Annotated in this window: 27 protein-coding genes, 1 tRNA gene and 1 riboswitch; of the genes, 21 read left to right on the forward strand and 7 right to left on the reverse strand. The window is 55.2% G+C overall.

All coding sequences use genetic code 11. The annotated features are described in order from the left end of the window. Window positions 1-20: 20 nt before the first annotated feature. The gene (locus AO726_RS17475; RefSeq protein ID WP_058069389.1) at window positions 21-842 is read left to right on the forward strand and encodes a M48 family metallopeptidase; all 822 of its coding nucleotides are present in this window, start codon (window positions 21-23) and stop codon (window positions 840-842) included. A 41-nt stretch (window positions 843-883) separates the two neighbouring features. On the opposite strand, the gene AO726_RS17480 is transcribed toward AO726_RS17475, so the two are convergent. The 3 genes from AO726_RS17480 to AO726_RS17490 all read right to left on the reverse strand — a co-directional run bounded on the left by AO726_RS17480 (window position 884) and on the right by AO726_RS17490 (window position 3,703). After that, complete coding sequence (locus AO726_RS17480) at window positions 884-1,468, reverse strand: TMEM165/GDT1 family protein (protein WP_058069390.1); 585 nt, start codon at window positions 1,466-1,468, stop codon at window positions 884-886. A 20-nt stretch (window positions 1,469-1,488) separates the two neighbouring features. Further along, window positions 1,489-1,671: riboswitch (yybP-ykoY riboswitch) on the reverse strand. Between the two features lie 40 nt (window positions 1,672-1,711). Beyond that, window positions 1,712-2,710 (reverse strand): class I SAM-dependent methyltransferase, encoded by a 999-nt coding sequence (locus AO726_RS17485; protein WP_058069391.1) that lies wholly within the window; start codon window positions 2,708-2,710, stop codon window positions 1,712-1,714. A gap of 27 nt (window positions 2,711-2,737) precedes the next feature. Further along, window positions 2,738-3,703, reverse strand: coding sequence for a 2-hydroxyacid dehydrogenase (locus AO726_RS17490; protein WP_058069392.1), 966 nt, complete (start codon window positions 3,701-3,703; stop codon window positions 2,738-2,740). A 78-nt stretch (window positions 3,704-3,781) separates the two neighbouring features. Here AO726_RS17490 and AO726_RS17495 point away from each other — a divergent pair, with 78 nt between their 5' ends. Further along, the gene (locus AO726_RS17495; RefSeq protein WP_058069393.1) at window positions 3,782-4,411 is read left to right on the forward strand and encodes a LysE family transporter; all 630 of its coding nucleotides are present in this window, start codon (window positions 3,782-3,784) and stop codon (window positions 4,409-4,411) included. Window positions 4,412-4,461: 50 nt separating this feature from the next. Here the strand turns inward: AO726_RS17495 and smpB are convergent, their stop codons facing one another. After that, on the reverse strand, window positions 4,462-4,944 hold the full coding sequence (gene smpB / locus AO726_RS17500) for an SsrA-binding protein SmpB (protein WP_058069394.1): 483 nt from the start codon (window positions 4,942-4,944) through the stop codon (window positions 4,462-4,464). 270 nt (window positions 4,945-5,214) lie between these two features. Between smpB and AO726_RS17505 the strand changes: the two genes are divergently transcribed. After that, complete coding sequence (locus AO726_RS17505; RefSeq protein WP_058069395.1) at window positions 5,215-5,649, forward strand: type II toxin-antitoxin system RatA family toxin; 435 nt, start codon at window positions 5,215-5,217, stop codon at window positions 5,647-5,649. Continuing rightward, window positions 5,642-5,962: an RnfH family protein gene (locus AO726_RS17510; RefSeq protein WP_058069396.1), complete on the forward strand. Its 321-nt coding sequence runs from the start codon at window positions 5,642-5,644 to the stop codon at window positions 5,960-5,962. Before AO726_RS17505 ends, AO726_RS17510 begins: the two co-directional genes overlap by 8 nt. Window positions 5,963-6,020: 58 nt before the next feature. Here AO726_RS17510 and AO726_RS17515 read toward each other — a convergent pair whose 3' ends face one another. Then, window positions 6,021-6,539 (reverse strand): outer membrane protein assembly factor BamE, encoded by a 519-nt coding sequence (locus AO726_RS17515; protein ID WP_058069397.1) that lies wholly within the window; start codon window positions 6,537-6,539, stop codon window positions 6,021-6,023. A gap of 98 nt (window positions 6,540-6,637) precedes the next feature. On the opposite strand from AO726_RS17515, the gene fur reads away from it, so the two are divergent. Further along, window positions 6,638-7,042, forward strand: a complete 405-nt coding sequence (gene fur, locus AO726_RS17520) for a ferric iron uptake transcriptional regulator (protein ID WP_058069398.1) — start codon at window positions 6,638-6,640, stop codon at window positions 7,040-7,042. A 63-nt stretch (window positions 7,043-7,105) separates the two neighbouring features. Here fur and recN read toward each other — a convergent pair whose 3' ends face one another. Continuing rightward, window positions 7,106-8,779, reverse strand: a complete 1,674-nt coding sequence (gene recN / locus AO726_RS17525; RefSeq protein ID WP_058069399.1) for a DNA repair protein RecN — start codon at window positions 8,777-8,779, stop codon at window positions 7,106-7,108. Window positions 8,780-8,931: 152 nt separating this feature from the next. On the opposite strand from recN, the gene grpE reads away from it, so the two are divergent. The 8 genes from grpE (at window position 8,932) to AO726_RS17565 (ending at window position 19,141) form a co-directional block, all read left to right on the forward strand. Next, complete coding sequence (gene grpE / locus AO726_RS17530) at window positions 8,932-9,504, forward strand: nucleotide exchange factor GrpE (RefSeq protein ID WP_058069400.1); 573 nt, start codon at window positions 8,932-8,934, stop codon at window positions 9,502-9,504. Between the two features lie 99 nt (window positions 9,505-9,603). Beyond that, complete coding sequence (gene dnaK, locus AO726_RS17535) at window positions 9,604-11,520, forward strand: molecular chaperone DnaK (RefSeq protein WP_058069401.1); 1,917 nt, start codon at window positions 9,604-9,606, stop codon at window positions 11,518-11,520. A 122-nt stretch (window positions 11,521-11,642) separates the two neighbouring features. Then, window positions 11,643-12,773, forward strand: a complete 1,131-nt coding sequence (gene dnaJ, locus AO726_RS17540; RefSeq protein ID WP_058069402.1) for a molecular chaperone DnaJ — start codon at window positions 11,643-11,645, stop codon at window positions 12,771-12,773. 65 nt (window positions 12,774-12,838) lie between these two features. Beyond that, window positions 12,839-13,642, forward strand: coding sequence for a 4-hydroxy-tetrahydrodipicolinate reductase (gene dapB, locus AO726_RS17545; protein ID WP_058069403.1), 804 nt, complete (start codon window positions 12,839-12,841; stop codon window positions 13,640-13,642). Window positions 13,643-13,852: 210 nt separating this feature from the next. After that, the gene (gene carA / locus AO726_RS17550) at window positions 13,853-14,989 is read left to right on the forward strand and encodes a glutamine-hydrolyzing carbamoyl-phosphate synthase small subunit (RefSeq protein ID WP_058069404.1); all 1,137 of its coding nucleotides are present in this window, start codon (window positions 13,853-13,855) and stop codon (window positions 14,987-14,989) included. Window positions 14,990-15,025: 36 nt separating this feature from the next. Next, window positions 15,026-18,247, forward strand: a complete 3,222-nt coding sequence (gene carB / locus AO726_RS17555; RefSeq protein WP_058069405.1) for a carbamoyl-phosphate synthase large subunit — start codon at window positions 15,026-15,028, stop codon at window positions 18,245-18,247. Further along, the gene (greA, locus tag AO726_RS17560) at window positions 18,244-18,720 is read left to right on the forward strand and encodes a transcription elongation factor GreA (RefSeq protein ID WP_058069406.1); all 477 of its coding nucleotides are present in this window, start codon (window positions 18,244-18,246) and stop codon (window positions 18,718-18,720) included. Before carB ends, greA begins: the two co-directional genes overlap by 4 nt. A gap of 7 nt (window positions 18,721-18,727) precedes the next feature. Then, window positions 18,728-19,141: a hypothetical protein gene (locus AO726_RS17565; protein WP_058069407.1), complete on the forward strand. Its 414-nt coding sequence runs from the start codon at window positions 18,728-18,730 to the stop codon at window positions 19,139-19,141. A 53-nt stretch (window positions 19,142-19,194) separates the two neighbouring features. Here AO726_RS17565 and yhbY read toward each other — a convergent pair whose 3' ends face one another. After that, the gene (yhbY, locus tag AO726_RS17570; RefSeq protein WP_058069408.1) at window positions 19,195-19,506 is read right to left on the reverse strand and encodes a ribosome assembly RNA-binding protein YhbY; all 312 of its coding nucleotides are present in this window, start codon (window positions 19,504-19,506) and stop codon (window positions 19,195-19,197) included. A gap of 101 nt (window positions 19,507-19,607) precedes the next feature. Here yhbY and rlmE point away from each other — a divergent pair, with 101 nt between their 5' ends. From rlmE to rimP, 8 genes are all read left to right on the forward strand, one after another. Further along, the gene (rlmE, locus tag AO726_RS17575; protein WP_058069409.1) at window positions 19,608-20,231 is read left to right on the forward strand and encodes a 23S rRNA (uridine(2552)-2'-O)-methyltransferase RlmE; all 624 of its coding nucleotides are present in this window, start codon (window positions 19,608-19,610) and stop codon (window positions 20,229-20,231) included. 170 nt (window positions 20,232-20,401) lie between these two features. Further along, the gene (gene ftsH, locus AO726_RS17580; protein WP_058069410.1) at window positions 20,402-22,321 is read left to right on the forward strand and encodes an ATP-dependent zinc metalloprotease FtsH; all 1,920 of its coding nucleotides are present in this window, start codon (window positions 20,402-20,404) and stop codon (window positions 22,319-22,321) included. Window positions 22,322-22,329: 8 nt separating this feature from the next. After that, window positions 22,330-23,181: a dihydropteroate synthase gene (gene folP, locus AO726_RS17585; protein WP_058069411.1), complete on the forward strand. Its 852-nt coding sequence runs from the start codon at window positions 22,330-22,332 to the stop codon at window positions 23,179-23,181. A gap of 14 nt (window positions 23,182-23,195) precedes the next feature. Then, window positions 23,196-24,533 carry a phosphoglucosamine mutase gene (glmM, locus tag AO726_RS17590; RefSeq protein WP_058069412.1) on the forward strand — a complete coding sequence of 446 codons (1,338 nt, stop codon included), beginning with the start codon at window positions 23,196-23,198 and terminating at the stop codon, window positions 24,531-24,533. 65 nt (window positions 24,534-24,598) lie between these two features. Next, complete coding sequence (gene tpiA, locus AO726_RS17595; protein WP_058069413.1) at window positions 24,599-25,354, forward strand: triose-phosphate isomerase; 756 nt, start codon at window positions 24,599-24,601, stop codon at window positions 25,352-25,354. Between the two features lie 4 nt (window positions 25,355-25,358). Next, entirely contained in the window at window positions 25,359-25,733 is a 375-nt protein-coding gene (secG, locus tag AO726_RS17600) for a preprotein translocase subunit SecG (RefSeq protein WP_058069414.1), read from the forward strand. A gap of 38 nt (window positions 25,734-25,771) precedes the next feature. Next, window positions 25,772-25,857: transfer RNA gene (locus AO726_RS17605), tRNA-Leu, on the forward strand. Window positions 25,858-26,149: 292 nt separating this feature from the next. Further along, window positions 26,150-26,611 carry a ribosome maturation factor RimP gene (gene rimP, locus AO726_RS17610; RefSeq protein ID WP_058069415.1) on the forward strand — a complete coding sequence of 154 codons (462 nt, stop codon included), beginning with the start codon at window positions 26,150-26,152 and terminating at the stop codon, window positions 26,609-26,611. The last annotated feature ends 46 nt before the right edge of the window (window positions 26,612-26,657 follow it).

Below are 26,657 nucleotides of genomic sequence, written 5' to 3' on the forward strand. Positions count from 1 at the left end.
TATTTTAAGGAGGATGACGGATGTTCAAGGCAGGAGTCTTGGGATGTGCAGCGGCGACGGTTTTGCTGGCCGGTTGTCAGGCAGTCAACACCACTAGCGGTGGTGCTGTCGGTGTGGAGCGTAAGCAATACATGTTCAGCATGCTGTCATCCGCTGAAGTGGATCAGATGTATGCACAATCGTATCAACAGACCCTGGCTGAGGCGTCGGGTAAAGGCGTGCTGGATACCTCCAGTGCTAACGCCAAGCGTCTGCGGGTGATTGCCGATCGGTTGATTAAGCAGGCTCCGTACTTCCGTCAGGACGCTGCGCAATGGGCCTGGGAAGTCAATCTGATCAAAAGCCCGGAGTTGAATGCCAACTGTGGTCCCGGCGGTAAGATCATTTTCTATAGCGGCATTATCGAAAAGTTGAACCTGACTGATGATGAGATTGCCGCCATCATGGGCCACGAAATTGCCCATGCTCTGCGCGAGCATGGCCGTGAAGCCATGTCCAAGGCCTATGGCATCGAATTGGGTAAGCAGGGAGCTGGCGCGTTGTTGGGGTTGGGTTCGGGCACCCTGGCACTGGCCGACGCGGCTGTGCAGTATGGTCTGACCTTGCCTAATAGCCGCAGTAATGAAAATGAGGCTGATCTTATTGGTCTCGAGCTGGCGGCCCGGGCCGGTTACAACCCTAATGCCGCAGTCAGCCTGTGGCAGAAGATGTCCTCGGGCAGTGAGGGCGCTCCGCCTGAGTTCATGAGCACTCACCCATCCTCGTCCAGCCGAATTTCTGCGTTGCAGCAGGCAATTCCGAAGGTGATGCCGCTGTATGAACAGGCCAAAACCCGAAGCTGAAATGAAAAAGCCCCGATTTCGGGGCTTTTTGGGGGCAGGAATTACAGCAGTCCGCTTAGCTTCATTGCTTGATAGGCCGCATAAATCGCCAGGGCGGCAAAGGCTAATGCAGCTAGGCGGCGAATCAGTGTCAGAGGCAGCCGGTCGGCGGCAAAGTTACCAGCCAATACTACCGGGACGTTGGCAATCAGCATGCCCAAAGTCGTACCGATCACCACCAGCAAGAACGACGGATACTGGGCGGCGAGCATCACCGTCGCCACTTGGGTTTTGTCACCCATCTCGGCAATAAAGAAGGCAATCAGCGTGGTTAGGAACGGTCCGTAGCGTTTAAGGCTGGAGCTCTCGTCATCGTCGAGTTTGTCCGGGACCAATGTCCACAACGCTACAGCAACAAAGCTGGCCGCGAGGATCCAGCTCAGGGTTGCGGCTGAGAAGAAGCTGGCGACCCAGTTACCCACGGCACCGGCTGCAAAGTGGTTAGCCAGGGTGGCAACAACAATGCCCCAGATGATTGGCCAGGGTTTACGAAAGCGTGCAGCTAGCAGCAAGGCCAGTAATTGGGTCTTATCGCCAATTTCAGCCAAGGCAACTATACCAGTGGGAACAAGTAGGGATTCAAGCATCAGACTTCCTATGGGGGCGGGTTGACACGGCTATGACACGAACAACCTCCCCGCCCCGGGTAAGGGTGTACGCGTCATAGGTCTTGTCAAACCAGAGGCCGGGTAGGCCAAGGTCGTTTACGCCATGCTCTGCGGAGCAAGTATGTTGACGCAAACCGGGCGAGCGTGGCGCTCGCGGGAGACTACTCCCCTAGGACAGGGCGCATTCTGCCTATGCGATCAGCCTAGGGCAAGTCTTAGTGCTTACTTTCTGGCACGGTAAATACGGAAACCATCTCTCTCTGCCAAAGTTTCACAAGGCCCCAGGTGCTGCTCAATCAACGGCGGGTACTTGAGAAAGCTGTTTGCTACCAGTCTCAGCTCGCCCTTGGTGGTCAAGTGGGAGTGCGCCTGTCGCAACAAGTGCTCGGTGGCCTGGTAGTGCGTATGCACACCCTGATGAAATGGCGGGTTGGTGAGAATTGCTGTTAGGTTGTGCGGGGCTGCGTCAATGCCGTCGCCACCGATAACGTCGGCCTTCAGGCCGTTGGCCTCAAGGGTCAGGCGGCTGCTTTCAAGGGCGAAGGCATCCACATCTAGCAGGGTGATGTCGGACTCAGGATAGCGACGCTTCAGGCTTGCGCCCAGCACACCGGCACCACAGCCGAAGTCGAGGATGTGTCCGCCGGGTAAGTCATCAAGATGTTCAAGCAGTAGGGCACTGCCAACATCTAACCTGCCGTGGCTGAATACGCCGGGCAGGGTGAGCACGTTCAGGGCACCATCAGGCAGTTCAAGTTCGTAGTGCTGTGCCAATGAATGAAGGTCCGGCCGGGCAGGGCAGTGGTCGACCCGAACCTGCCAGAGTTGGCAATGCCGGGCACTGTCGAGTTTACGCGGCTGACCGAAGGCGGCAAGTTGCTTGGCAGCCCGCTCAACCCCCGCGCGCTTTTCACCCACCAAAAATAGGCTCTTACCGATGAGTTCTGCTGCTAGGGTGGTGAGCAGGTAATCCGTCAGTTCCCGGGACTTGGGCAGGAACAGCACCGCTGCGTGAATCTGGATGCCACTCGCAGGGGCAGTGCCGAAGTGGCAGCGCCCGCTAAAGCGGGCATTCAGTTGTGCGCTGTCACCGGCATGCCAGCTCCAGCCATGAGCGCCAGGCAATTGACTGAGTAAATCGTCAGCGGGCAAACCGGCTAGTAACAGTGGGCCTGTGAACAGATCAGCCTGACGCAGCAGTACTTCGCTTCGCGGGTCCATAAGCGCTCCTGGAAAAAGTCGCGTAGCTTAACTGACTACACGTATCGGTGCGCCGCTGAAATAGGCCCGGGCGTTTTCGCTCAGCTGTTCGACGATGCGCTGCCGAGCCTCCCGGCTACCCCAGGCGTTATGCGGGGTGACAATCAGGCGTGGAATATCCCCGGCCAACAGTGGATTGCCTTCACGTGGCGGTTCTTGCGTCAGGACGTCGGTTGCGGCACCGCCCAGATGGCCGCTGCGCAGAGCGTCAGCGAGCGCTTGTTCATTGATCAGGCCACCGCGGGCAGTATTCACGATTAAAGCACTGGCCTTCATCTGACTCAGTTGGGAGGCGTCGATCATGTTGCGCGTGTGTTCTGTCAGCGGGCAGTGCAGCGTTAGGGCGTCGACCTGCGGCAGTAACTCGTCCAGCGGTACTCTGTCTGTCCGGGCCGGGCGTCCGGGGACCTGGCCGAGAACCACGCGCATCCCAAAGGCCTCTGCCAGTTTGGCCACTGCGCCGCCCAGTTCGCCGTGGCCCAGGAGGCCAAGCACTTTGCCGTGCAGCTCCATGATTGGATGATCAAGCAGGCAGAACTGCGAGGCCTGCTGCCAGCGGCCGGCGTTAACATCGTTCTGGTAAGCGGGAAGGTTAGTCGCCAGCGCTAACAGCAGCATGAGCGTGTGCTGTGCGACTGAGGGGGTGCCGTATGCCTGACAATTACATACGGTAACTCCATGGGCTCGGGCTGCTGCAAGGTCAACAGTATTGGTGCCTGTGGCTGAGATTAGAACCAGTTTGAGGTCAGGGCAGGCGGTGAAGTGGTTTGCGCCCAGCGGAACTTTGTTGCTGATCACAACCTGCGCGCCTTGCAGGCGCTCAATAACCTGTTCGGGTGCAGTATGTGGGTGCAGCTGAAGGTTGCTAAAAGTGGCGTTTAGCGGGGCAAAATTCAGGTCACCGAGATCAAGTGAGTGGTGATCCAGGAAAACGGCTTTTATGCTGTCGGTCATCAGCGGTCTCTATCTCGCGTGTTTTCGCGTGGGTGATTGTGTTGAGCCTATCAGAAACATTGGTTATTCGAGGGGCGCATGTACTGGGCGGAGTTTTTTACGGTTGCTGTAATTCACTTGTTGGCGGTCGCGAGTCCGGGACCGGATTTTGCGGTGGTGATCAAAGAGAGCGTGACTCATGGGCGCAGAGCAGGACGGTTCTGCGCTTTGGGCGTGGGCTGTGGGATTTCCATTCATGTGCTGTATTCGCTGCTGGGCATCGGTTTGATCGTGTCGCAGTCAGTGATGCTATTTAATGTGCTCAAATGGCTGGCAGCGGCTTATCTGCTCTACATTGGTATACGCGCTTTGCAGGCTCGCCCGGCAGAAGACCGAACGGCTGAGCTAAAGGCTCAGTCAGGCGAGCGTTCACCGCGAGCGGCCTTCGTGGCTGGCTTCGTCACCAACGGCCTGAATCCCAAGGTGACGCTGTTCTTCCTTTCTCTGTTTACAGTGGTGATTGATCCGCATACACCTCTGTCAATACAGGCCGGCTACGGGCTGTATTTGGTGATTGCGACGGCGCTGTGGTTCTGTCTGATCGCTCAAGTCTTTAGCCATGAGCGCGTACGTTCAGGCTTTGCCCGTATGGGGCACTGGTTTGATCGTCTGATGGGGGCGGTTCTGGTTGGGCTGGGGGTCAAATTGGCCTTTACCCAATTGGGCTAGTCCCATAAATCAAAAAAGCCCCGCTGATGCGGGGCTCTTGGCCAGGCGGGTTATTCGCCTTTACCTTTAGTGCGCATGGCGCGCTGAACTTCACGGTTGGCGTCACGCTCTTTCATCGTGTGGCGCTTGTCGAAGTCCTTTTTACCTTTGGCCAAGGCTATTTCACACTTGATCAGGTGAGCCTTCCAGTACAGCGACAGGGCAACGCAGGTATAGCCTTTTTGCTGCACTGCACCGAATAGTTTGTCCAATTCACGCTTGTTCAGCAGCAGCTTGCGCGTGCGTGTCGGGTCTGCAATCACGTGGGTGCTGGCGGTTTTCAGGGGCGTGATATGGCAGCCCATCAGCCAGGCTTCGTCGTCTTTGAGCAGGATGTAACTGTCGACCAGCTGCGCTTTACCTGCACGCAGACTTTTCACTTCCCAGCCAGACAGAACGAGGCCTGCCTCGAATTTGGATTCGATGAAATAGTCGTGCAGCGCTTTCTTATTCAGCGCGATGGTGCCTTGCGGATGTTTCTTTTGTTTAGCCATAGGGCGCGCATTATAGGGGCTCTGAGGCGACTGCGCTATGTGTCTGGTGCGTGCTGCGATAATCCGTCTAGCAATCGGAAATGGTGAAGCCCGGCGTTGCTCGGTATGATTGCATGTGCTGCGGGAGTAACGACCGGCACTGTCGGGCGTCGTGGTGAATGCCTGCTAAATTCATCCTGCACCTTATTTTGTGGTTGAGGGATTCCCTTGGCTGTGTCCAGCAGTGCCGTCAGCAGTCGGTCTGCACAGGTTCAATGAAATGGTCGTGTTATGAGTACCCATATCCAGCGTTCTGCGCTGTTGCCGTATCCGGCTCAGGCGTTGTTCGATCTAGTAAATGATGTGGCGAGGTATCCGGAGTTTCTGCCCTGGTGCTCAGCCAGTGAAATCCTCGAATCCAGTGACACCCACATGCGAGCCAGTTTGGAGGTGGCGAAAGGCGGGTTGAGCCAGCGTTTTGTTACCGCCAATGTCTTGGAGCCGGGTAAGTCGATTCAGCTGAACTTGGCTGAAGGGCCGTTCACTCAGCTTAATGGCATGTGGGAATTCAAGGCGCTGGGCGAGAAAGCTTGCAAGATCAGCCTTGACCTGACCTTTGATTATGCCGGGCCATTGGTTCGAGCCACACTGGGGCCGCTGTTCAATCAGGCTGCAAACACTATGGTGGACGCGTTCTGTCAGCGAGCCAAGCAACTCTATGGATAGTCAAACCATTGTGGTTGAGGTGGTTTACGCCTTGCCTGACAAGCAAAAGCTTTTGAAGCTCAGTGTGCCGAGTGGTACGACGGTGCGTCAGGCTGCGCTGCTCTCGGGTATGGACGGGCATTTCCCGGGCTTGGATCTGCAGGGCAGTCCTTTGGGGATTTTTGGCAAGGCTGTAGCCAAACCTGACGAGCGCGTTCTGCAAGACGGTGAGCGGGTTGAAATTTATCGCCCCTTGATTGCTGACCCCAAAGAAGTACGTAAGCAGCGTGCCGCCAAGGCGGCTCAGGCTAAAGCCGAGTCTGCGCAGGAATAACCCAGAACTGCGAGTACAAAAAAGCCCGGATCAGACCGGGCTTTTTTAACAGCAATATCTACTGCGGCGTAGGGTCCAGAGGTTCCGGAGTTGGAACTGGAACTACCTGGACGTCATCTACTTCGCGTTGAATCTGTTCAAGCAGCGAGCCTGGAGCTGGTTTTTCTTCTGTCTGCTGGGTCGCGGCAGGCTGGGTGGTGGTGACATTGCTGTCTTCACCCAAGATGGCCTGGTCGCGGCTGACGCCTGGCATAAAATCACCACTGAGCCCAACCAACTGATCGTCACTGTTGAAATTCAGGGAGATACGTTCTTGCAGTCGCTGACCGCCACCTGGCTGAATGCTGTACAGGTAATCCCAGCGGTTGGCATGGAATGTATCAGTGATAAGCGGGTTGCCCATGATAAACCGTACTTGTTTACGGGTCATTCCTGGACGCAACTGGTCTATCATGTCCTGAGTTACGACATTACCCTGTTGAATGTCGATTTTATAAACTCCGGGGAATGAACAACCGGCGAGTGCGAAGAGCCCCGTTAGGGAGAGGCTGGTCAGCAGTAGCTTAGCTTTTTGCATCGGAGGGTGACTTCCACTATCTTGTCTGGGCAACGAATTACCGGATCATACCCGCAATAAAGGATGCTGCGAAGACGCTTCCTTTGAGAAAGCAAACCATGGTTGAAAATAATGAATTACGCAAGGCAGGCCTGAAGGTCACCTTGCCGCGAGTAAAAATTCTGCAGATGCTGGACTCCGCAGACCAGCGCCACATGAGCGCTGAAGACGTTTACAAGTCTCTGATGGAGGCGGGTGACGATGTGGGGCTGGCAACTGTTTATAGGGTTTTGACGCAGTTTGAAGCTGCCGGATTGGTGGTGCGTCATAACTTTGATGGCGGTCATGCTGTGTTTGAGCTGGCAGATGGTGGTCACCACGATCACATGGTCTGTGTTGAAACTGGCGAAGTCATCGAGTTTATTGACTCTGAGATTGAGCGTCGGCAGAAAGAGATCGTCCGTGAGCACGGTTTCGAGTTGGTTGACCACAATCTCGTGTTGTATGTGCGGAAAAAGATCTGACGCGTAGCTTTTCCTAAGTTCGATCTTAGAAAAGGCGACCGTTAGGTCGCCTTTTTGCTGCCCTCAGTTTTGTGCGCTGCTGACCATTTTCCGGGCGTGAGCCAGGGATTCTTCGGTCAGATCCACGCCGCCGAGCATGCGCGCGATCTCTTCAACACGCTGGGTTGGGCTGAGTTTGCTGACGGCTGTGCGGGTTGCGTTGTTTTCCCGAATCTTGTGCACAAACAGGTGCTGGTGGCCTTGGGCTGCCACCTGAGGCAGGTGAGTGACTGTCAGCACCTGACCCCGCTCACCCAGGCGGCGCAGCAACTGCCCGACGACTTCAGCAGTCGGCCCGCCAATGCCCACATCCACTTCGTCGAACACAAGTGTCGGTACCCGTGAGGTCTGTGCGGTGATGACCTGAATCGCCAGGCTGATGCGTGAGAGTTCACCGCCGGACGCCACTTTGCCTAAGGCTTTAAGCGGTTGGCCGGGGTTGGCACTAACTAGAAACTCAATCTGTTCCAGCCCATTGGGTTGTGGTTCAGGGTTGTTGTTGCCTGTGAGCTTGATGGTAAAACGGCCGCCGGGCATGCCCAAACTGTGCATTTCTGTCTCGACGGCAAGACCGAGGCGTTCGGCTGCGTCAGCGCGGATGGCGCTGAGTTCGGCAGCTTTTTCCTGATAATGACGTTCAAATGCGCTGAGCTCTTCGCTCAGGCGCTCCAGAGACTGATCATCTGCATTGAGGTTCTCCAGTTCTTCCAGAAGCTGTTGTTGCAGACTGATGAGCTCGTTTGGTTGGGTGCGGTGTTTGCGGGCGAGGGTATAGATGGTGTCCAGGCGCTCTTCTAAGTATTGAAGGCGCTGTGGGTCGGCTTCGAAATGGTCGAGAAAACGGTTCAGTTCGCCAACGGCTTCTTCGACCTGGATCTGTGCGCTGGCCAGTAGGTTGATGGCTTCTGTCAGTGCGCCGGGTTGGCCTTGAAAGGCGCTCAGGCGATTAAGGCCGTTAGTCAAGGCGGACAGGACGTTGCCAGAGTCGTTCTCACTGCACAGCTCGATTACCAGGCGGCAGGCGCTAAGCAGGCTTTCGGCGTTGGTTAGGTTCTTGTGTTCTTGCTCCAGTTGTTCGAGCTCATCCTCCCCTAACGATAGGTTCTCCAGTTCTTCCAGTTGGTAGCTCAGTAACTGGTGGCGGGCACGCTGCTCATCGCTCTGGTTAGAGAGCCGCTCAAGTTCGTTACGTGTTTGTTTCCATCGTTGGGCTGCCAGCTGTACCTGACGGGCCAGCTCCTGACTGCCCGCAAACTCATCCAGCAGGCGGCGGTGGGTATCGGTTTTCAACAGCGACTGGTGTTCGTGCTGGCTGTGGATGTCGATGATCAGTTCACCGAGTGCTTTCAGGTCGCTTTGCGGGCAGGGGGTGCCATTGATGTAGCCGCGGGAGCGGCCCTCACTAGTGATAACGCGGCGCAGAATGCATGGGCCGTCTGTTTCCATATCCCGCTCACTGAGCCAGGCGCGCGCTTCGGGAATGTCGCTGAGGTCGAAGCTGGCCAAAATGTCGGCTTTGTCAGCGCCGGGCCGTACCACGCCGCTATCGGCCCTGTCCCCCAAGGTCAAGCCCAGCGCATCGAGCATGATCGACTTGCCCGCGCCGGTTTCACCGCTAATGACGCTCATGCCGGCGTCCAGCTCAAGGTCAAGGTGTTCAACGATGGCGTAGTTATGAACGGACAGGTGGACCAGCATGGCAAGGCCTCCGAATTATGGTCTGGTTATTTATACAGTGTTTTTCTTGTGGCTGACAATCCACTGCGGGACCTTGAAATAGGAAAATTCGTTCCCATATAGAAGACAAGGTTGTGAGCGGTGCTCACGTCGAACTTTTAGAGGAGATAGGCATGGCTGACGAACAGACCCTGGATACGCAGAACCCTGAAGAGCAATTGAATACTGCAGAAGACACTTCAGGCGAGGATCTGGTTGCTCGCGTGCAAACGCTGGAAGAGCAACTGGCTGCTGCGCAGGATCAGTCGCTGCGCATGGCTGCCGACCTGCAAAACGTACGCCGTCGTGCTGAACAGGACGTGGAAAAAGCGCACAAGTTCGCTTTGGAAAAGTTCGCCAACGACTTGCTGCCTGTAGTGGACAGTCTTGAGCGTGGGCTGGAGCTTTCTCGTCCTGATGATGAATCGATCAAGGCTGTGCGCGATGGCATGGAGCTGACGCTGAAGTTGTTCCTGGACACACTCAAACGCTTCAACCTGGAGCAGGTTGATCCGCACGGTGCGCCATTCAATCCAGAGCATCACCAGGCTATGGCCATGGAAGAAAGCACCAATGTAGAGCCTAACAGCGTGCTCAAGGTATTCCAGAAAGGCTGGCTGCTGAATGGCCGACTGCTGCGCCCGGCTATGGTTGTGGTCAGCAAGGCACCTGCCGCTGCCCCGCCTTCAATTGACGAGCAGGCTTGAAATATTTCCGACTGCCCCCATTAAGCAGTCAAGCGTTTTAGTGCTATCGCGGCTGAGGCTTACAGCGGCGAAATCTTAAAAAATTTCGGGAGAGTGAACATGGGTAAAATTATCGGTATTGACTTGGGGACAACTAACTCCTGCGTCTCCATTCTGGAAAACGGTTCTGTAAAAGTTATTGAGAACGCCGAGGGTGCGCGTACTACCCCTTCGATCATCGCGTATGCCAATGACGGTGAAATTCTTGTTGGTCAGTCTGCCAAGCGTCAGGCTGTGACCAACCCGCACAATACTCTGTACGCCGTTAAGCGTCTGATCGGCCGTCGTTTCGATGAAGACGTCGTGCAGAAAGATATTGGTCTGGTTCCATACAAAATCGCTAAGGCTGACAACGGTGACGCCTGGGTTGAAGTAAATGGCCAGAAAATGGCTCCGCCGCAAATCAGCGCCGAAGTCCTGAAGAAAATGAAGAAAACCGCTGAGGACTACCTCGGTGAAGCAGTGACTGAAGCGGTTATTACTGTTCCGGCTTACTTCAACGACAGCCAGCGTCAGGCTACCAAAGACGCCGGCCGTATTGCGGGTCTGGACGTTAAGCGCATCATCAACGAGCCGACTGCTGCTGCTCTGGCTTACGGTATGGATAAGGCCAAGGGCGACCACACTGTCATCGTGTATGACCTGGGTGGCGGTACCTTCGACGTTTCCGTGATCGAAATTGCTGAAGTAGACGGTGAGCACCAGTTTGAAGTACTGGCTACTAACGGTGACACCTTCCTGGGCGGTGAAGACTTTGACATTCGTCTGATCGACTACCTCGTAGACGAATTCAACAAAGAAACCGGCATGAACCTGAAGGGTGATCCTCTGGCCATGCAGCGTCTGAAAGAAGCTGCTGAAAAAGCCAAAATCGAGCTGTCTTCCAGTCAGCAGACCGACGTTAACCTGCCGTACATCACTGCTGATGCGACCGGTCCGAAGCACCTGAACGTCAAGATTTCCCGTGCCAAGCTGGAATCTCTGGTTGAAGACTTGGTTCAGCGCACTATCGAACCGTGCAAAATTGCACTGAAAGATGCCGGTATCGACGTTGGCGCGATCAACGACGTGATTCTGGTCGGTGGTCAGACCCGTATGCCGCTGGTGCAGAAGACTGTTAGCGATTTCTTCGGCAAAGAGCCGCGTAAAGACGTTAACCCGGACGAAGCGGTTGCCATGGGTGCTGCCATTCAGGGTGCGGTTCTGGCAGGCGACGTTAAAGACGTACTGCTGCTGGACGTTTCCCCGCTGACTTTGGGTATCGAAACCATGGGCGGCGTGATGACTGCGCTGATCGAGAAGAACACCACCATCCCGACCAAGAAGTCTCAGGTGTTCTCGACTGCTGACGACAACCAGAGCGCGGTAACCATCCACGTTCTGCAGGGTGAGCGTAAGCAGGCCAGCGGCAACAAGTCGTTGGGTAAATTCGACCTAGCTGAGATTCCGCCGGCTCCGCGTGGCGTGCCGCAGATCGAAGTAACCTTCGATATCGACGCCAACGGTATTCTGCACGTAAGTGCGAAAGACAAGGCGACTGGCAAGTCTCAGTCCATCGTGATTAAGGCCAACTCCGGTCTGTCCGAGGAGGAGATTCAGCAAATGGTGCGTGATGCCGAGGCCAACGCCGAGGAAGACCGCAAGTTTGAAGAGCTGGCTGGTGCTCGCAACCAGGGTGATCAGCTGGTACACGCCACTCGTAAGATGGTGACTGAAGCTGGCGATAAAGCGACTGCGGAGGAAAAAGCAGCCATTGAAAGCGCCGTTGCTGCGCTGGAAGCGGCTGTGAAGGGCGACGACAAGGCTGAAATTGAAGCCAAAATGACTGCCCTGTCCGAAGTGACTGCACCGCTGGCTCAGAAAATGTACGCCGAACAGCCTCAGGGTGGTGCTCAGGCGGACGCTGGCGAGAAGTCCAAGGATCCGGCTGACGACGTCGTCGACGCCGAGTTCGAAGAGGTCAAGGACAACAAGTAAGCGCAAGCTTATGCCGCTCCTGCCGGATGCACCTAAGGCTGTATCCGGCTTGATCCGTCACGCGGGGGCTTGCTCCCGCGTTGGCGTGTCTGGGGCTGACGAATTCGAGGTGTTGAGGATATATGGCTAAACGTGATTATTACGAGGTGCTCGGTGTTGAGCGCGGTGCCAGCGAAGCGGAGCTGAAAAAGGCTTACCGCCGTCTGGCTATGAAATATCACCCAGATCGCAACCCGGACGATAAAGACGCTGAAGAGAAGTTCAAGGAGGCCAACGAGGCTTACGAAGTGCTTTCCGATGCGAGTAAGCGTTCGGCGTACGACCAGTATGGCCATGCTGGTGTTGATCCAAGCATGGGCGGCGGTGGTGCAGGTGGTTTTGGCGGGGCGAACTTCTCCGATATTTTCGGTGATGTGTTCAGTGATTTCTTCGGTGGTGGCAGTCGCGGCGGGCAACGCGGTGGTCCGCAGCGCGGCAGTGATCTGCGCTACACCCTGGAGCTTGATCTGGAAGAGGCCGTACGCGGGACGACTGTGACCATTCGCGTGCCGACCTTGGTCAACTGTAAGACCTGCGATGGTTCCGGTGCCAAGAAAGGTACTTCACCTGTGACTTGTACCACCTGCGGCGGTATTGGGCAGGTACGCATGCAGCAAGGCTTCTTCTCCGTCCAGCAGACCTGCCCGCGCTGCCATGGTAGCGGCAAGATGATCACTGATCCGTGTGGCAGCTGCCATGGTCAGGGGCGTGTAGAAGAAAGCAAAACACTGTCGGTCAAGGTGCCGGCGGGAGTCGACACCGGTGACCGTATCCGTCTGTCCGGCGAAGGCGAAGCGGGTGCTCTGGGTGGTCCTGCGGGCGATCTGTATGTCGTGGTCAATGTGCGTGAGCACGCGATCTTCCAGCGTGACGGTAAGCATCTTTACTGCGAAGTGCCGATCAGCTTTGCTGACGCAGCCCTCGGTGGTGAGTTGGAGGTGCCGACACTGGATGGCCGGGTCAAACTGAAGATTCCGGAAGGCACACAAACTGGCAAAATGTTCCGTCTGCGCGGTAAAGGCGTAGCGCCTGTACGTGGTGGCGGTGCCGGTGACCTGATGTGTCGTGTGGCGGTTGAAACGCCGGTCAATCTGGATCGTCGTCAGCGTGAACTGCTTGAAGAGTTCCGCAAAACGCTGGAAGGTGACAGCTCTCATTCGCCCAAGGCCAATGGCTGGTTTGAAGGTGTGAAGCGCTTCTTCGGCGACCTGTAATCGTGCATGACAGGCGCTGCCCGGCAGGGCAGTCAGCCTGTCATGACAGTTTGGAATTGAATCGTATGCAACGTATTGCTGTGATGGGCGCCGCCGGGCGCATGGGTAAAACCCTGATTGAGGCTGTACAGTTGGCTGATTCTGCCAGCCTGACTGCTGCAATTGATCGTGCTGACAGCAGCTTAGTTGGTGCCGATGTCGGTGAGCTGATCGCGCAGGGCAAGATGGGTGTGAGCCTGTCCGGCGACCTGAATGCGGTGCTGGATCAGTTCGATGTGCTGATCGACTTTACTCATCCATCTGTAACGCTGAAGAATCTGGAAGTCTGCCGTCAGGCGGGTAAAGCCATGGTGATCGGCACAACTGGTTTCACTCCGCAGGAAAAGGAATTGCTGGCTGCGGCTGGCAAGCAGATCCCTATCGTGTTTGCGGCCAACTTCAGTGTTGGTGTCAATCTCTGCCTCAAGTTGCTGGATACCGCTGCCCGTGTGCTGGGTGATGATGTCGATATCGAAATTATCGAAGCGCATCACCGCCATAAAGTGGATGCTCCGTCCGGTACTGCGCTGCGCATGGGGGAGGTTGTTGCCAGTGCGCTGGGGCGTGATCTGCAGAAAGTGGCAGTCTATGGTCGCGAAGGTCAGACCGGTGCCCGTGAGCGTGAAACCATTGGCTTTGCCACTGTGCGTGCAGGTGATGTGGTGGGTGATCACACGGTTCTGTTTGCTGCCGAGGGCGAGCGTTTAGAGATCACCCATAAGGCGTCCAGTCGTATGACCTTTGCTAAGGGTGCTGTCCGTGCAGCGCTGTGGCTGCAGGGGCGTGAAGCGGGTCTGTATGACATGCAGGATGTTTTGGGGCTTAACTGAGTCATTGTGTCGCACTCGGCGCTGAAGTCTAAGACTTTGGCGTCGCAAAGGTGGACCAAAAAGGCACTTTCCTGTAAGCTTCTCGCTTTAGTGTGTCCACTAAAAGTTACGCAGAATGAATGAATTAAAAAAGCGGGGTGACGGTCGAGACGTCATCCCGCTTTTTTACAATCTGCGTTTGCTTCAAGCATCGATCTACGGGAGGTCTTCTTGAGTAAGCCAGCCATACTCGCCCTTGCTGATGGCAGCATTTTTCGCGGCGAGGCCATCGGAGCCGATGGCCATACAATTGGAGAGGTGGTTTTCAATACCGCCATGACAGGCTATCAGGAAATCCTTACTGATCCGTCCTATGCCCAGCAAATCGTCACTCTGACGTATCCGCATATCGGTAACACCGGTACTACCCCGGAAGATGCGGAGTCCAATCGCGTATGGGCAGCGGGTCTGATTATTCGCGATTTGCCGCTGATCTCCAGCAGCTGGCGCGACAAGCAGCCGCTTGATGAGTATCTGAAAGAAAATGGCACCGTTGCCATTGCCGGTATCGACACTCGTCGCCTGACCCGCATCCTGCGTGAGAAAGGTTCACAGAACGGCTGCATTCTGGCCGGTGAAGACGCGACGGAAGAAAAAGCGCTCGAACTGGCGCGCAGCTTCCCAGGCCTGAAGGGTATGGATCTGGCTAAAGAAGTTACCTGCTCTGAGCGTTATGAGTGGCGTTCCAGCGTATGGAATCTGGAAAGCGACAGTCATCCGGAAATTGCTGCAAACGAACTGCCATATCACGTGGTCGCTTACGATTACGGTGTGAAGCTGAACATCCTGCGTATGCTGGTTGCCCGTGGCTGCCGTCTGACCGTAGTTCCGGCACAAACCCCAGCCAGCGAAGTGCTGGCGCTGAACCCGGACGGCGTATTCCTCTCCAACGGCCCAGGCGATCCCGAGCCGTGTGATTACGCAATCAAGGCTATTCAGGAGGTTCTCCAGACCGAGATCCCTGTATTCGGTATCTGCCTGGGCCACCAACTGCTGGCTCTGGCCTCCGGTGCCAAAACCGTGAAGATGGCGACCGGTCACCACGGCGCTAACCACCCGGTTCAGGATCTGGAAAGTGGTGTGGTCATGATCACCAGCCAGAACCACGGATTTGCTGTGGATGAGCCGAGCCTGCCAGCCAATCTGCGTGCCACCCACAAGTCGCTGTTCGACGGCACCTTGCAGGGTATCGAGCGTACCGACAAGGTTGCCTTCAGCTTCCAGGGCCACCCTGAAGCGAGCCCGGGCCCGCACGACGTTGCACCGCTGTTTGACCGTTTTATCGAAGCCATGGCCAAGCGCCGTTAAGCCAGCCGACTGACCCAAGGATTCGAGAGAGAGAAAATGCCAAAACGTACAGACATAAAAAGCATCCTGATCCTCGGCGCTGGCCCGATCGTTATCGGCCAGGCGTGCGAGTTTGACTACTCCGGTGCGCAAGCATGTAAAGCCCTGAAAGAAGAGGGCTACCGCGTCATTCTGGTGAACTCCAACCCGGCCACCATCATGACTGACCCGGCCATGGCCGATGCGACTTATATCGAGCCGATCAAGTGGGCCACCGTTGCCAAGATCATCGAGAAAGAGCGTCCGGACGCACTGCTACCGACCATGGGTGGCCAGACTGCACTGAACTGCGCCCTGGATCTGGAGCGCCACGGGGTTCTGGAAAAATTCGGCGTGGAAATGATTGGTGCCAACGCTGACACCATCGACAAGGCCGAAGACCGTTCGCGCTTCGACAAGGCCATGAAAGACATCGGTCTGGCTTGCCCGCGCTCCGGAATCGCCCACAGTATGGAAGAAGCCTACGGCGTACTTGAGCAGGTTGGCTTCCCTTGCATCATCCGTCCGTCCTTCACCATGGGCGGCACCGGTGGTGGTATCGCCTACAACCGCGAAGAGTTCGAAGAAATCTGCGCCCGCGGTCTGGACCTGTCGCCGACCAGCGAGCTGTTGATCGACGAATCCCTCATCGGCTGGAAAGAGTACGAGATGGAAGTGGTCCGCGATAAAAAGGACAACTGCATCATCGTCTGCTCTATCGAGAACTTCGACCCGATGGGTGTGCACACTGGTGACTCCATCACTGTTGCGCCGGCACAGACTCTGACCGACAAGGAATACCAGATCATGCGTAATGCCTCCCTGGCAGTACTGCGTGAGATTGGTGTTGAAACCGGCGGTTCCAACGTGCAGTTCGGTATCTGCCCGAACACCGGCCGAATGGTCGTGATCGAAATGAACCCGCGTGTATCCCGCTCTTCGGCGCTGGCCTCCAAAGCGACCGGCTTCCCGATCGCCAAGATCGCCGCCAAGCTGGCTGTGGGTTACACCCTGGATGAACTGCAGAACGACATCACCGGCGGTCGTACTCCGGCGTCTTTCGAGCCGTCCATCGACTACGTTGTGACCAAAATCCCACGTTTCGCCTTCGAAAAATTCCCGAAAGCCGACGCCCGCCTGACCACTCAGATGAAGTCTGTGGGTGAGGTAATGGCCATCGGCCGCACCTTCCAGGAATCCCTGCAGAAAGCCCTGCGCGGTCTGGAAGTGGGCGCTGTAGGTTTTGATCCGAAGCTGGATCTGAACGACCCAGAAGCCGAAAGCACCCTACGTCGCGAACTGACTGTGCCGAGCGCTGAGCGTATCTGGTACGTGGCAGACGCCTTCCGTGCCGGTAAGACGGTTGCCGAAGTCTTTGACCTGACCCGTATCGACGAGTGGTTCCTGGTTCAGATCGAAGAGCTGATCAAGATCGAAGAACAGGTGAAAACTCTTGGCTTGTCGAACATTGATCGCGACCTGATGTTCAAACTCAAGCGTAAAGGCTTCTCCGATGCGCGCCTGGCCAAGCTGCTGGGTGTGACCGAGAAGAACCTGCGCAGCCACCGCCACAAGCTGAAAGTCCTGCCGGTCTACAAGCGTGTGGATACCTGTGCTGCTGAGTTTGCCACCGATACCGCTTACATGTACTCCACCTATGAGGAAGAGTGCGAGGCGAATCCGTCCACCCGCGAGAAGATCATGATCCTTGGTGGTGGCCCGAACCGTATCGGTCAGGGTATCGAGTTTGACTACTGCTGCGTACACGCGGCGCTGGCGATGCGTGAAGACGGGTACGAGACCATCATGGTCAACTGCAACCCGGAAACCGTATCGACTGACTACGACACTTCCGACCGTCTGTACTTCGAGCCAGTGACCTTGGAAGATGTGCTGGAAATCGTCCGCGTTGAGCAGCCGAAAGGTGTGATCGTGCAGTACGGTGGTCAGACTCCGCTGAAAATCTGCCGTGCGCTGGAAGAAGCTGGTGTGCCAATCATCGGTACTTCGCCCGATGCCATTGACCGTGCAGAAGACCGTGAGCGCTTCCAGCAGATGGTGCAGCGTCTTGGCTTGCGTCAGCCGGCTAACGCCACTGCCCGTAGTGAAGACGAAGCTCTGGCGCACTCGAAAACTATCGGCTATCCGCTGGTTGTGCGTCCGTCCTACGTACTCGGCGGTCGCGCCATGGAGATCGTCTATCAGGAAGACGAACTTAAGCGCTACATGCGTGAAGCGGTAAAAGTGTCCAACGACAGCCCGGTGCTGCTGGATCACTTCCTAAATTGCGCCATTGAGGTGGACGTAGATGCAGTGTGTGATGGCGAGACCGTAGTTATCGGCGCGATCATGCAGCACATTGAGCAGGCCGGTGTTCACTCCGGTGACTCCGCATGCTCGTTGCCACCGTACTCGCTGCCGATGCACATCCAGGATGAGATCCGCGATCAGGTCAAGAAAATGGCCCTGGAGTTGGGTGTGGTCGGCCTGATGAACGTGCAGATGGCTGTACAGGGCGAAGACATCTTCGTAATCGAAGTGAACCCGCGTGCTTCCCGTACTGTGCCGTTCGTATCCAAGTGCGTAGGTGAGTCCCTGGCGAAAGTGGCTGCCCGTGTTATGGCTGGTAAGTCCCTGAGCGACGCCGGTTACACCAAGGAAGTGATTCCACCGTACTTCAGCGTTAAAGAGGCGGTGTTCCCGTTTGCCAAGTTCCCGGGTGTTGATCCGATTCTCGGCCCAGAAATGAAGTCCACCGGTGAGGTGATGGGCGTGGGTGACACCTTCGGTGAGGCCTTTGCCAAATCTCAGTTGGGTGCCAGCGAAATCCTGCCGAACAGCGGGTGCGCTTTCATCAGTGTGCGTGAGGATGATAAGCCGCTGGTCGCCCAGGTTGCGCGTGATCTAATCGAGCTGGGCTTTGAGGTGGTCGCCACCGCAGGCACTGCGCGAGTGATCGAAGCTGCTGGCTTGCCGGTACGTAAGGTCAATAAAGTGACCGAAGGGCGTCCGCACGTCGTCGACATGATTAAGAATGATGAAGTCACACTCATCATCAACACCACGGAAGGTCGTCAGTCTATTGCTGACTCCTTCTCAATTCGTCGTAACGCTCTGCAGCACAAGATTTACTGCACCACCACCATCGCGGCGGGACAGGCAATCTGTGAAGCACTGAAATTCGGTCCAGAGAAGACAGTGCGCCGTCTGCAGGATTTGCACGCAGGAATTAAGGCATGACCAAGTACCCCATGACCGTTCAGGGCGCTCGCGCCCTGGAAGAGGAACTGGCTCACCTGACTAAGGTGGTTCGTCCACAGCTGAGCCAGGCTATCGGTGAGGCTCGGGAGTTGGGCGATCTGAAGGAAAACGCTGAATACCATGCGGCTCGCGAACAGCAGGGCATGGTTGAGGCGCGGATCCGTGACATCGAAGGTCGTCTACAGAACTCGGTAGTGATTGATGTCACCACTATCGAGCACACAGGTAAGGTGATTTTCGGCAGTACTGTAGAAATTGCAAACTGCGAAACCGATGAGTCTGTGGTTTACCAGATCGTGGGCGAGGATGAGGCTGATATCAAACAGCGCAAAATCTCCGTCAGCTCACCGATTGCGCGCGCCCTGATTGGCAAGAATGAGGGTGATGTCGCGCTGGTTCAGACTCCAAGTGGTGCGGTCGAGTACGAAATTGTCGAGGTCCGCCATATCTAAGTCAGGTATGCGCGGAGCAGGAGCAATCAGCTGGCTGCTGGCCCAGACGTTATGGGTCGGCGGCCTCTGGTTGCTGCACTTTCTTGTGCTGCCGGCCATTGCTAAAACCGGCATGGCGTCACTGCTGGTTGAAGAATTGAGCAATACATTACGCCCTCTAGTCGTCGGACTTAGTGGGGTGTGCGTATTGATTCAGGCCTTTGTGCTCGTCAGGGCTGAGGGGCTGGGTAGTGTGATCAGGGATGTCAGGGGGCAGCTGCTACTGACTGTAGTCCTGGTCTCTGTTGGTTATTTCTATGCCCTGCATTGGCTGGAAGAGCCGCAGTACTGGCTGATGTTTGGCTATTTGTTGATGGCATTCGCAGGGTTGATGCTGGTTCTGCAGCCTGTGCCTGAGCGCTCAGGGCGGGCACAGTTGTAGCGGCTGCTGGCCTGGACGCATATGACGTACTGCGCCCGGCCGCACCGGCGTTATCAGGCTTGATAGCGCGCGACGTTGGAAAGATTCCGGTTCACTTTCGGATTCTTGCGGTAAATCAGCGCCATTTTCCCAATAACCTGCACAAGCTCGGCGTTTCCGACTTTGCACAGTTCGTTGATGGCGGTGAGGCGATCCTCGCGCTCGATGATGCGCAATTGCACCTTGATCAGTTCGTGATCGTTGAGTGCGCGCTCGAGCTCGGCAAGAACGCCTTCGGTCAAACCGTTGTCAGCCACGATCAATACAGGTTTTAGATGGTGGCCAATAGATTTGAATTGTTTCTTCTGCTCTTGAGTGAGCGGCATAATCAGGTTCCTGCGGTTAATCTGTAAAATCAGCAGGTAGTTTACCCGAGCGCCTTCGGGATCGCCCAGCTATTCATGCGTTACACAGTTAGAGGTATTGCGTGGCTCGTTCCAAGACCAGTCAGCGTTGGCTGAAAGAACACTTTGATGATCCTTACGTCAAAATGGCGCAAAAGGATGGCTATCGCTCGCGTGCGAGTTACAAGCTTCTGGAAATCCAGGAGAAAGACCGCATCCTCAAGCCTGGCATGACCGTTGTCGATCTTGGTGCAGCGCCTGGTGGTTGGTCGCAGGTTACGAGCCGGGTGATCGGGGATAAGGGCTGTCTTATCGCTTCGGATATCCTGGAAATGGACAGCATCCCGGATGTGACCTTCATTCAGGGCGACTTTACCGATGATGAGGTGTTTAATCGTTTGCTGGCAGCGATCGGAGATAAGCCTGTAGACCTTGTGATTTCCGACATGGCCCCCAATATGAGTGGAGTGCGCGAGGCGGATCAGCCTCGGGCAATGTACCTGTGTGAACTAGCGCTGGATCTCTCGGCCCGTGTATTGCGGCCGGGGGGCGATTTTCTTATCAAAATCTTCCAGGGCGAAGGGTTCGATCAATATCACAAACAGGTCAAGCAGATGTTCGACAAGGTCCAGATGCGTAAGCCGTTGTCTTCCCGGGATCGCTCCCGTGAGCAGTACCTTCTGGCAAGAGGTTTCCGTGGCATGTAACTCACCGGAATAAATACGGTCTTATGGGTTAAGTGCTACAAATATAGGGTTACAGACAGCATCTGCAACGAAAGGGTGTTGTGTAGTAAGTTAGACCGGTAGATAACTGGTCGTCATGCGAAGTGCGCTTCAGCAAGGGGCCTGCTTCAGAGGGTAGCTAATTGAACGACATGGCAAAGAATCTGGTCCTGTGGCTGGTCATCGCAGCTGTTTTGGTCACGGTGATGAACAATTTCTCCACTTCCGGAGAGACGAATAAGCTCAATTATTCTGAGTTTATTCAGCAGGTGCAGACAGGCAGCGTAAAGCGAGTCACAGTTGACGGCTTTATCATCAGTGGCACGCGAGTTGACGGTTCTGCTTTCGAAACCGTGCGTCCTGCTATTCAGGACAATGGTCTGATCAAGGACCTGATGGACAACAATGTCGAGATCGTCGGTAAGCAGCCAGAGCAGCAGAGCATTTGGACTCAGCTGCTGGTAGCCAGTTTCCCGATTCTCGTGATCATTGCCGTGTTCATGTTCTTCATGCGCCAGATGCAGGGCGGGGCGGGTGGCAAGGGCGGCCCGATGAGCTTTGGTAAGAGCAAGGCGCGTCTGTTGTCAGAGGATCAAGTCAAGACCACCTTCGCAGATGTGGCTGGTTGCGATGAAGCCAAAGAAGAAGTTAGTGAGCTGGTTGAGTTTCTGCGCGATCCTGGCAAGTTCCAGCGTTTGGGTGGCCGGATACCGCGTGGCGTACTGATGGTGGGCTCGCCAGGTACAGGTAAGACACTGTTGGCCAAGGCTGTTGCCGGTGAGGCGAAAGTGCCTTTCTTTACCATTTCCGGTTCTGACTTCGTGGAAATGTTTGTCGGCGTCGGTGCCTCCCGTGTGCGCGACATGTTCGATCAAGCGAAAAAGCATGCACCTTGCATTATTTTCATCGATGAAATCGACGCCGTGGGCCGTCATCGTGGAGCAGGCATGGGCGGCGGTCATGATGAGCGGGAGCAGACGCTTAACCAGTTGCTGGTGGAGATGGACGGTTTTGAGATGAATGACGGCATCATTGTGATTGCCGCTACCAACCGTCCAGATGTGCTTGATCCTGCGTTGCTGCGTCCGGGTCGCTTTGATCGTCAGGTTGTGGTCGGTCTGCCGGACATTCGTGGTCGCGAACAAATTCTCAAGGTTCACATCCGCAAGGTGCCTGTGGGTGAAGATGTTGAGCCTGCTGTAATTGCGCGTGGTACACCAGGCTTTTCCGGTGCCGATCTGGCGAATCTGGTAAACGAAGCGTCTCTGTTCGCTGCCCGTGCCGGTAAGCGTCTCGTTGAAATGAACGAGTTCGAGCTGGCAAAAGACAAGATCATGATGGGGGCCGAGCGCAAAACCATGGTCATGTCGGATAAAGAAAAGCTCAACACTGCTTATCACGAAGCTGGTCACGCAATTGTTGGTCGTCTGGTGCCTGAGCATGACCCGGTTTACAAAGTGTCGATCATTCCGCGCGGTCGTGCGCTGGGGGTCACCATGTTTCTGCCGGAAGAGGATCGCTACAGCCTGAGTAAACGTGCATTGAACAGTCAGATTTGTTCGCTGTTCGGTGGTCGTATTGCTGAGGAAATGACGCTGGGCTTCGATGGTGTTACCACTGGCGCATCCAACGACATCATGCGGGCGACCCAGCTTGCCAAGAACATGGTGACTAAGTGGGGGTTGTCTGAAAAACTCGGCCCGCTGATGTATGCAGAGGAAGAGGGTGAAGTCTTCTTGGGGCGTAGCATGGGGAGTCAGCAGAGCAATGTCTCGGCTGAAACTGCAAAGCTGATTGACGAGGAGGTGCGCAGCATCATTGATGGGTGCTATGCCACGGCTAAGCGACTCCTTGAGGAAAACCGCAGCAAGCTGGATGCAATGGCTGAGGCTCTGATGAAGTATGAGACCATCGACTCAGATCAGATTGACGACATCATGAATGGCGTTCCAGTACGCGAGCCCAAAGGCTGGCAAGGTGGTAACGGTTCATCTGGTGGTACGCCCGCTGTCCCTGTTGAGTCGGCTGAAAGTCCAGAAAAGCCTATTGGTGGCCCTGCCGCTGAACATTAAGGTTTAACATGTCCGCTGTTGTAACTTCTAACCGGCTGCCTTGTGGTAGCCGGTTTCTTGATTTGAGCCGCCCACATGTGATGGGTATTCTCAATATCACGCCTGATTCCTTCTCTGATGGTGGTCGCTTCACTCAGCGCGATGCAGCATTGCGGCATGCAGCTGCTATGTGTGATGCGGGGGCGACCTTGATTGATATTGGTGGGGAATCCACGCGTCCTGGTGCGCGTCATGTCTCACCATTGGAGGAGCTTGAGCGTGTGGCTCCGGTGGTTGAGGCAGTCTCCGCCGAGCTGGATGTCATCATTTCAGTTGATACATCAACACCCGCTGTTATGCGTGAAACCGCTCGGCTCGGTGCTGGTTTAATTAACGATGTCCGCTCACTGCAGCGAGACGGCGCGCTGGATGCGGCAGCCGACACTGGCTTGCCGGTATGTCTGATGCATATGCGTGGTGAGCCTCACAATATGCAGAACAATCCGCAGTACCCAGATATTCAGATCGAAGTGCGGGATTTTCTTGCTGAGCGTATTGAGGCTTGTGTGCAGGCCGGGATTTCTGCTGAGCGAATCGTGCTCGATCCAGGCTTTGGCTTTGCTAAAACCTTGGAGCACAACCTGTCGCTATTTAGGCATTTAGAGTGTCTGCATGAGTTTGGCCGGCCGTTGCTTGTTGGTGTGTCGCGTAAAAGCATGATTGGAAAAGTCTTGGGTAACGAGGTCTCAGAGCGCTTGTATGGCGGTCTGGCGTTGGCGGCACTGGCGGTCGCTAAAGGTGCCCATATCATTCGAGTGCATGATGTGGCTGAAACAGTGGATGTTGTCCGCATGATTGCTGCGGTTCAGGCCGCAGAATAAGAAAGGGGTTGGTTATGGGTCGAAAATATTTTGGTACTGACGGTATTCGTGGGCGTGTCGGTGATTTCCCCATTACTCCTGACTTTATGCTCAAGCTCGGCTGGGCAGCAGGGATGGCGTTTCGCAAGCAGGGCCGTTGCCGCATTCTGATTGGAAAAGATACGCGCATTTCCGGCTATATGTTTGAGTCGGCATTAGAGGCGGGGCTTTCTGCAGCAGGTGCGGACGTTATGCTGCTCGGCCCGATGCCGACTCCTGCAATTGCCTATCTGACGCGGACCTTTCATGCCGAGGCGGGCATCGTCATCAGCGCTTCCCATAACCCGCATCACGACAACGGCATCAAGTTTTTCTCTGGCCAAGGAACCAAGCTTCCTGATGAGATTGAATTGATGATTGAAGAGCTGCTCGACTCGCCTATGACTGTGGTTGAGTCTGAGCAGTTGGGCAAAGTGTCGCGGATTGTCGATGCTGCAGGGCGCTACATCGAGTTCTGCAAGGGTAGTGTGCCTACCGGGACTAGCTTTGCTGGGCTCAAGGTGGTTCTGGATTGTGCCAATGGTGCGGCTTATAAAGTTGCGCCTAGTGTATTCCGTGAGCTGGGAGCTCAGGTGACGGTTCTATCAGCGGAGCCTAATGGGCTAAACATCAATGAACGTTGTGGGTCAACGCATATTGAAGCCCTTCAGGCCGCTGTTTTGGCTCAGCATGCTGATCTGGGGATCGCCTTTGATGGTGATGCGGATCGTGTCTTGATGGTTGATCACTCTGGCGCGATCGTAGATGGCGATGAGCTCTTGTTCATTATTGCGCGCGACCTGCATGAGCGCGGCAAGCTCCAAGGCGGGGTTGTCGGGACGCTCATGAGCAACTTGGGCCTTGAGTTAGCGCTGGCTGAGCTCAATATTCCATTCATACGGGCAAAAGTAGGTGATCGTTATGTGATTGCTGAATTGCTTGAGCGTGGCTGGTTGGTCGGTGGTGAGAGCTCGGGGCATCTGGTTTGCTTCCAGCACACGACAACTGGTGATGCCATCGTTGCTGCATTGCAGGTGCTCATGGCTCTGAAACGGCGTGGGCAGACGCTGGGCGAGGCTCGGTTGGGTATGCGAAAGTGCCCACAGGTGCTGGTTAATGTTCGTTACTCAGGTGCCCACGATCCTTTGGCGCATCCGGCTGTGAAAGAGGCTAGTGCAAAGGTGACAGAGGAAATGGCCGGCCAGGGGCGGGTGCTATTGCGCAAGTCCGGAACAGAGCCGCTGGTTCGGGTTATGGTTGAGGGTAATGACGAGGTCAAGGTGCGCGCTTATGCCGAGGGCCTTGCCAGAGTTGTTGCTGATGTATGTGCTTGATTTTGCTTGCCAGTTGTAAAGAGCTTGAGTAATATCTGCGACCTCTTTGACCGACGAGGTAAAGCATGCGTCGCCCAATGGTAGCTGGTAACTGGAAGATGTACGGTACCCGCACTAGCGTCGCAGAGCTGATTGGTGGTCTTAACCAGCAGGCTTTGCCCGCAGGTGTGGATGTCGCAGTATTCCCTGTCTCTGTGCATCTACAGCAGGTGTTAGATGGGCTTGCTGAAAATAATATCGCTGTAGGTTCGCAAAATTGCGCGTTCCAGAGTGAGCAGGGTGCTCTGACTGGGGAGGTTTCTCCGGTTCAGTTGGCGGACTTAGGGTGTCAGTTCGTCCTCGTGGGTCACTCTGAGCGAAGAAGTGTTTTCGGAGAGAGTGATCGGGATGTATGCAATAAATTTGCGGCAGTCCAGGCTTCGGGGTTGATACCTGTCCTCTGTGTCGGGGAGACGCTTGAGCAGCGCAATGCTGGTGAAACCTTAAGTGTAGTTTCTGCGCAGTTGGATGCTGTTGTTGGTGAGTTGGGTGTGGGTGTTTTTGCTAAGGCTGTGATCGCTTATGAGCCGGTCTGGGCAATTGGTACAGGTTTGACGGCTACACCGCAGCAAGCTCAAGAAGTCCATGCGGAGATCCGGGCTCAGATTGCGAGCAAGGATTCGGTATTGGCTGAAAGCGTAAGGATTCTCTATGGCGGAAGTGTCAAAGCCGCCAATGCTGCCGATCTATTCGGTATGCCGGATATTGATGGGGGGCTTGTTGGTGGAGCCTCTTTGAATGCGGATGAGTTCGGTGCGATTTGTCGCGCCGCAGGAAGCTAAGAAAATGCTGGAAACAGTAATTGTTGTACTTCATCTGCTGGGTGCAATTGGTGTTGTTCTCTTGGTGTTGCTGCAGCAGGGCAAGGGAGCAGATGCAGGTGCGTCATTTGGTTCTGGTGCCTCGGCGACCGTATTTGGTAGTCAAGGAAACTCTACCTTTTTGAGTCGAGTTACTGCTATACTTGCAACCGCTTTTTTCATTACTAGCTTGGGTTTAGGCTATTTTGCTAAAGAGAAGTCTGATATGATTTCTCAACAGGGTTTGCCAAATCCTGCGGTTCTCGAAGTTAAGAAAGAAGCGCCAGTGGTAGAAGATGTGCCCGTGCTGGAAGCTGAAAGCACAGTGCAAGAAGCTGAAGATATACCTGCTTCAGAGTAAGTAGGTATGCAAGCTTAACAAAAGATTTGAACGATTTTGCCGAGGTGGTGGAATTGGTAGACACGCTACCTTGAGGTGGTAGTGGCCATAGGCTGTAGGGGTTCGAGTCCCCTCCTCGGTACCAATCTACAAGAAGGCCCGCAGTATGCGGGCCTTCTTGTTACTGGGCTTAGATTGACCCTCCTTCGTCCTGGGTCGTATAATCCCTAAATCAGCTTTGATGTGGGAAGTAGCAATTTAGTTCGTTTCAAGGGGTTACCCTGAGGCTGGATTCCGGTCACCGCATTGAATTGCAAAGGAGCCCCTTGTAAGGGGCTTTTTGCTAGCTGAGTCATAGCTTTGCCGGCCTTAAAGGGCGGTTTAATGATGGGCGTTTCGCCCATTTTTTATTTTTACAGCATGCGCGAGGGCTTCAAGTGTCGAGCAAGCTAGAACAGTTGCAGGCCATGGTGGCCCCGGTAATCGAAGCACTTGGCTACGAATGTTGGGGTGTCGAGTTCCTGTCGCAGGGGCGGCATTCTCTGCTTCGAATTTATATTGATAAGCAACCCGATGGCGTTGTTATTGATGATTGTGAAATCGTCAGTCGCCAAGTAAGCGCTGTGCTCGATGTAGAGGATCCAATTACCTCTGAGTACACGCTTGAGGTGTCATCTCCGGGTATGGATAGGCCTCTGTTCACACTTGAACAGTTTGCTGCCCATGCAGGGGAACAAGTAAAGATCAAGTTGCGCTCACCTTTCGAGGGGCGTCGTAACTTTCAGGGCCTTCTTCGTGGTGTAGAAGAGCAGGATGTAGTGGTGCAAGTGGATGACCACGAGTTCCTCTTACCGGTCGAGATGATCGATAAGGCCAACATTATCCCAAGGTTTGACTGAGACGCGGATCCCGCGGATCCAACGGATTGCGAAAGGCGAGGCGTAC

The sequence above is a fragment of the Pseudomonas sp. TTU2014-080ASC genome (genome assembly GCF_001446935.1).
In the GTDB taxonomy this organism is placed as follows: Bacteria; Pseudomonadota; Gammaproteobacteria; order Pseudomonadales; family Pseudomonadaceae; genus Aquipseudomonas.